The following is a 5677-nucleotide window of genomic DNA, read 5'->3' as shown; positions in this document are numbered from 1 at the left end:
GCCGGCGCCGGGGTCACCGTCTCGGCCGCGCCGAGACGCGCCAGGGTGGTCGCGAACTCGGCGACCTCCTGGGCGCACGACGCGCACCGGGCGAGGTGTTCCTCGAAGGCCTCGCGCTCCGGATCCGGCAGCGCGTGCGCCGCGTAGGCGCCGGTCAGCGTGTGAAGGTCCGCTCCGGTCGTCATGACGCCACCCCCAAGCAGTCGCGGAGGCGGATCAGGCCGTCCCGCATCCGGGTCTTCACCGTGCCGAGCGGGGCGGAGAGCAGGTCGGCCACCTCGCGGTAGGACAGGCCGCGGTAGTAGGCGAGCGTGACGGCCTCGCGCTGCAGTTCGGTGAGCGCGCGCAGGCAGCGCCGGACCAGCTCGCGCTCCAGCCGGTTCTCGACCTGCTCCGCCACCTCGTCGAAGGCGGGCGTGTGCGACCGGGCGGCGTCCCGCCGGTCGCGGTCGGCCGCCGCCTGGGCCGCACGCACCCGGTCCACGGCGCGCCGGTGGGCCATGGTCAGCACCCAGGTCATCACCTCGCCGCGCTCCGGCTGGTAGCGGGCGGCCGTCCGCCAGACCTCCAGCAGGACCTCCTGGGCCACCTCCTCCGACTGTGCCGCGTCCCGCAGCACCCGGCGGACCAGGCCCAGGACCGGGCCGGCCACGGCGTCGTAGAGGGCCGAGAAGGCGTCCTGGTCGCCCCGGGCGGTCCGGGCCACCAGGTCCCCGAGGTCCGGACCGCGCCGTCCGGGCATCGGCAGGGGCACGACGCTGCTCACGCGGCCACCCCCGGTCGCGTGGCACGGACGGGCTGGCCGCCCGGTGGGCGGTTGGTCGGCATCGTTCCTCCAGTGCCCCGGCGGCGCGGGGGCGGCCGGGACGGTCGTACGGTTGGGGCACCGGGTCTTCGAGGCCGCGTGCCCGGTGGATTGCCCCGACTTTCCGGAACGGCCTTCCCGCTTCCCGGCGCGACGCGGCGGGCGGATCCGTCCAGGCCCCGAGGGGACGCACGGCGGTCCGGCCCGCCACGGCCCGCCACCGGCCGTCCGGACGGGCCCGCACCGGACGGGCCCGCGCCGGGCGGACCGAACCGCACGGGCGGACCTGACCGGACAGACCCTGCCGGGCCGGACCCGTCCACGGGGGCGCCGGCTCCGAAGATCGAACAGCATCACCCTGTCAGGAGGTCCCCGCCCGTGCCACCCGCCGTCAGGCCGCCCCGGCCGCCCCAGCCCTTCGACATCCGCTACGTCTACGCCGAGCCCGAGGCCGCCGCCTCCGTCCGGGGCCGCGAGGTGCTGGCCGGCTTCCCGCAGGCCGAGGTGATCGAGGTGCCCTCGCACTGGCAGATCCCGCACCTGCACGGCAACGCCGGCAACGTCGAGCGGTGGGCCCGGATCAAGCGGGAGGTCCTGGTGCTCGGGGTGAAGAAGTCGCTGGCGGCCCGGCCCAACGGGCGTTCGGCCGACTGGATCGCGCCCAGCTCCGCCAACGGCTGCGCCCTGGCCTGCGCGTACTGCTACGTCCCCCGCCGCAAGGGCTACGCCAACCCGGTCACGCTGTTCACCAACATCGACAGGATCATCGGGTACCTCGCCGGGCACGTCCGGCGCCAGGGCCGCAAGCCCGCACCCAACCAGTGCGACCCCGCCGCCTGGGTCTACGACATCGGGGAGAACAACGACTGCGCGGTGGACGCCCTGCTCTGCGAGAACACCGCCGACCTGGTCCGCGCCTTCCGGCACTGGCCGACCGCCAAGGCCTCGTTCGCCACCAAGTGGGTCAACCCCGCGCTGCTCGACCTGGACCCGCGCGGCCGGACCCGGATCCGCTTCTCGGTGATGCCCCCGGCCGACGCGCGGCTGCTCGACGTCCGCGCCGCACCCGTGCCGGACCGGATCGCGGCGGCCGGCGACTTCCTCGCGGCCGGCTACGAGGTGCACTTCAACCTGTCGCCCGTCGTGCTGCGCGCCGGCTGGCAGGCCGACTGGGCCGAGCTGCTGCGCCGGATGGACGACACCCTGCCCGCGGCGGTCAAGGCGCAGGCGGCGGCGGAGATCATCATGCTGACCCACAACCGCGCGCTCCACGAGGTCAACCTCGGCTGGCACCCCCGGGCCGAGGAGGTGCTGTGGCGCCCCGCCCTCCAGGAGCCCAAGCGGTCGCAGAACGGTGACCTGAACGTCCGCTACCGCCTCGGGACCAAGGCCGCCGCGCTCGACGAGCTGCGAACGCTCATCGGGCGGCACGCGCCCTGGTTGCGCGTCAGGTACGCCTTCTGACCCCTGTCCCCGCCCTCCCGGGAGCCACCGTGAACGCCGCCGACAGCACCCCCGCCGACCCGCGATCCACCGGCGGCACCGGCCCCGTCGGCGGCGGGACCACCGCCGACGCCGCCGACCCGGCCCCCGACCCCGCCGACGGCGGCCGGAGCGCACCCGGCCGGCTCTGCCTGGTCACCGGCGCCACCGGCTACATCGGCGGCCGGCTGGTACCGGAACTGCTCGCCGCCGGGCACTCCGTCCGCTGCCTGGCCCGCGACCCGGGACGGCTGCGCGACCACCCCTGGCGGGCCCGGGTCGAGGCCGTCGCCGGGGACGTCACCCGGCCGGAGAGCCTCGCGGACGCCTTCGCCGGCGTCGAGGTCGCGTACTACCTGGTGCACTCGCTGGGCACCGGCCCCGACTTCGAGGCCACCGACCGGGACGCCGCCCGGGCCTTCGGGCAGGCGGCGGCCCGGGCCGGCGTGCGGCGGATCGTCTACCTGGGCGGGCTCGTCCCCGCCGGGGTGGACCCCGACCGGCTCTCTCCGCACCTGCGCTCGCGCGCCGAGGTCGGCCGGATGCTGCGGGAGAGCGGCGTACCGACGGCCGAACTGCGGGCCGCCGTGATCATCGGCTCCGGTTCGGCGTCGTTCGAGATGCTCCGTCACCTCACCGAACGGCTGCCGGTGATGGTCACCCCCAGCTGGGTGGACACCCGGATCCAGCCGATCGCCGTCCGGGACGTGCTGCGGCTGCTGACCGGGTCGGCCACGCTGCCCCCCGAGGTGAACCGGGCGTTCGACATCGGCGGCCCGGAGGTCCTGACCTACCGCCGGATGATGGAGCGCTACGCCGCCGTCGCCGGGCTGCCGCGGCGGCTGATCGTCGCCGTGCCGGTCCTGACGCCCCGCCTCTCCAGCCACTGGGTCGGCCTGGTCACGCCGGTGCCGAACCGGATCGCCCGCCCGCTGGTGGAGTCGCTGCGGTACGAGGTGGTCTGCGCGGAACACGACCTCGTCCGCTACCTGCCGGACCCTCCCGGCGGCGCCACCGGGTTCGACGAGGCGGTCCGGCTGGCGCTGCGCCGGATCCAGGACGCGGAGGTCGTCACCCGCTGGTCCTCCGCCTCCCTGCCCGGGGCGCCCAGCGACCCGCTGCCCACCGACCCGGACTGGGCGGGCGGGAGCCTCTACGAGGACGTCCGGGAGCTCCGGGTGGACGCCGGACCGGCCGCCCTCTGGCGGGTGGTGGAGGGCATCGGCGGGGAGAACGGCTGGTACTCCTTCCCCCTGGGCTGGGCACTGCGCGGCTGGCTGGACCGGCTGGTCGGCGGGGTCGGCCTGCGCCGGGGCCGCCGGGACCCGTACCGGCTGCGGGTCGGCGACTCGCTGGACTTCTGGCGGGTCGAGGAGCTCGTACCGGGCCGGCTGCTGCGGCTGCGGGCCGAGATGCGGCTGCCCGGCCTCGCCTGGCTGGAGCTGTCGGTCGGTCCCGACGGGGACGGCAGCCACTACCGGCAGCGGGCGCTGTTCCACCCGCACGGACTGGCCGGACACGCGTACTGGTGGTCGGTGGCGCCGTTCCACGCCGTGGTCTTCGGCGGCATGGCGCGCCGGATCACCGAGCGGGCGCAGGCGGAGGGCACCCAGGGCCACGGCGGGTGAACCGCCACCCGGCGGGACGGGCACGGACGGCTCCCCCGATCGGCGCAACCATCACATGATCGACTCGTTGGACCCTCCGCCACCATCCATCTCACGGCTCGGGAGGGCACGTTGCTGCGACGGAACGCCGGCGGACCGGCCCGGCCGGACGAACCCGCGGGACCGGACCGGATCCGGCGGCCGGGCCGCGTCCGGGGCGGGACCGGGGGCCGCGGCGGGAGCCGGCGGCCCGACCGGGCCCCGCAGCCCGGGAGGCCGGTGCGGCCGGGACCCCACCCGCAGCCGGACGGCCACCCTCAGCCGGGCCGGGAGGGGCGACCGGACGCGTCCCCTCGACCGGTGGCGCTGGCCGAGGCGGCGCTGGTCCGGCACTACCGCCGACTGGTCCGGCTCGCCTACCTCGCCCTGCCGGCCGACCGGGACCGGCACAGCCGGGTCCTCGCCGCGCACACCGCCGTCCAGCACGCCCTGCCGTACCGTCGCACGCGGCCCGTCGACCCCGCAGGTGCCCCCGACGAGCCCGGTACCCCCGGTGCCGACCCGGTCGACGGCGGGACGGCCAAGGACGGGACGGCCGACGGCGGGGACCCGCTGTACGACGCCCTCCGGCTGACGGTGCTGCGCGCCGCCCTGCGCCCGCGCCCGGCGGGCCGGCTGCTGGCACCACGGGTCTGGGGACTGCGGCTGTTCACGCCGACCGGCGGCGAGGAGGACGCGGCACTCGACCGGGCCCTCGCCGAGACCGGGGCGCCCGTCCGCGCGGCGTTCGCACTGCTCGCCGTCGAGGGGATCGCCCCGGGCCGGGCCGCCGCGGTGCTGCAACGCGCCGGGGTCGACCACCCCGACGGGGCCGTGGACCGGGCCGCCCGGTTGCTTGCCGAGCACGGGTCCGCCGCGGACGCCGGGGGCACGGCGGGGCCGGCCGCCTTCGACCCGTGCGCGGTCCGCGTCCAGCCCACCGACCTGATCCGGCGCCGCCGCACGCTGGGCGCCGTGCTCGCCGTCGCGGCACTGGCGCTCACCACCACGGCGGCCGTCCTGGGCGCCCCCGCCGACGACCGCGCCCCGGCCGCCCGCGCCCTGCCGGTCCCGCCCGCGGGCGACGCGGCCGGACCGGCCGGGGCCGCGACGACCGACCCGGCCCGGCTGGTCCGGGTGGCCGCGGACCGCTGGCGGCGGACCGCCCGGATCGACCTCTCCGCCTGGCCCGCCCGGGGTGACCGCCTCGCCGACGCCGCCCTGCTCGGCCGGGCGCTCACCGCCTGGGCCCAGCCGGGCCCGCAGCGCCGGGCGGAACCGGGCACCGTCGCCGCCCCGCCGGCCGGACCGCCCCAGCTGCTGTTCGCCGGCACCGTCGACGGCGCCGCCGTCGTGGTGCTGTTCGACGGCCGGACGCTGGCCCGGTGGACCGACGGCCGCGGCGGCGGGCTGGACCTCGCCCGGGCGGACGGCTCCTCGGTCACCACGGCGGCGGTGGTGCTGCGCCGCCGGGGCGCCACCGCCCGCTACCTGCTCGCGCCCTGGGTCGAGGCGGCCGACAGCCGCCGGCTCGACCAGCCCGACTCCCCCGCCCGCCCGGTGGACCGGTCGGACGGCGTGACCGCGGCGCTGTCCGCACCGGACACGGCGCCGGCCGTCTCCCCGACCGCCCGGCCGACGGGTACCTCGGCGGCCTCACCGCCCGGCGCCCCCGCCGTCCCGCCGGCCGCCGGACCGGGAACCGCCACCTGTCAGGGCGCCACCGTGCTCCAACTGCGTTCCT

5 protein-coding genes are annotated in these 5677 nt (G+C 77.8%); 3 read left to right on the top strand and 2 right to left on the bottom strand.

Annotated features, from left to right (window positions below; all coding sequences use genetic code 11):
- The coding region (locus tag ACFWOG_RS39195; RefSeq protein ID WP_380364380.1) for a zf-HC2 domain-containing protein at window positions 1-185 on the bottom strand (185 nt) is incomplete at its 3' end.
- Window positions 182-742, bottom strand: a complete 561-nt coding sequence (gene sigK / locus ACFWOG_RS39190) for an ECF RNA polymerase sigma factor SigK (protein ID WP_329952833.1) — start codon at window positions 740-742, stop codon at window positions 182-184. The genes ACFWOG_RS39195 and sigK, both read right to left, overlap by 4 nt.
- 441 nt (window positions 743-1183) lie before the next feature.
- On the opposite strand from sigK, the gene ACFWOG_RS39185 reads away from it, so the two are divergent.
- From ACFWOG_RS39185 to ACFWOG_RS39175, 3 genes are all read left to right on the top strand, one after another.
- On the top strand, window positions 1184-2269 hold the full coding sequence (locus ACFWOG_RS39185; protein ID WP_380364378.1) for a spore photoproduct lyase family protein: 1086 nt from the start codon (window positions 1184-1186) through the stop codon (window positions 2267-2269).
- A 170-nt stretch (window positions 2270-2439) separates the two neighbouring features.
- Window positions 2440-3915, top strand: a complete 1476-nt coding sequence (locus ACFWOG_RS39180) for an SDR family oxidoreductase (RefSeq protein WP_380364382.1) — start codon at window positions 2440-2442, stop codon at window positions 3913-3915.
- Between the two features lie 339 nt (window positions 3916-4254).
- A partial coding sequence (locus tag ACFWOG_RS39175) for a hypothetical protein (RefSeq protein WP_380364376.1) occupies window positions 4255-5677 on the top strand: 1423 nt, incomplete at its 3' end.

The organism is Kitasatospora sp. NPDC058406 (genome assembly GCF_042722765.1).
In the GTDB taxonomy this organism is placed as follows: domain Bacteria; phylum Actinomycetota; class Actinomycetes; order Streptomycetales; family Streptomycetaceae; genus Kitasatospora.
This window is presented reverse-complemented; position numbering and strand designations above follow the sequence as displayed.